Source organism: Flavobacterium sp. FlaQc-48 (assembly GCF_044007335.1).
GTDB lineage: Bacteria > Bacteroidota > Bacteroidia > Flavobacteriales > Flavobacteriaceae > Flavobacterium.
The window spans coordinates 1-411 of the sequence record NZ_JBIPCR010000064.1; the positions used below are offsets into that span (position 1 = coordinate 1).

The following is a 411-nucleotide window of genomic DNA, read 5'->3' on the forward strand; positions in this document are numbered from 1 at the left end:
CTAAGGCAACTATAAGTGGAGGGCCATTGGCCCAATTGGCTCCGGGAGCAGAAGATGCTACTACCTTTACCGGTATTCATATTGTAACACAATCTGATATTGATGCAGGTGCCGTATACAACTTAGCGACCGCAACTGGAACACCACCAAGTGGCCCAAATGTAAGTGACACATCCACCGATCCTCTGCCATGTACTACATGCGCACCAGATCCAGGTTGTCCAACTTGTACGATCACGCCATTGGCACCTGCTTCAGGTATTTCAATTACCAAACACGGACAATTTGTCGATGTTAATAAAGACGGAAAAACCAATGTTGGTGACAGGGTAGAATACACCTTTGTGGTTAAGAACACAGGAAATACAACCCTTAAAAATATCACGGTAAGTGATCCTAAGGCAACTATAA

At 44.5% G+C, this 411-nt stretch carries 1 pseudogene; it reads left to right on the forward strand.

From position 1 onward, the window contains the following. Nucleotides 1–411 (forward strand): annotated as a pseudogene (locus tag ACHRWY_RS27595) (hypothetical protein); the annotation flags it as partial.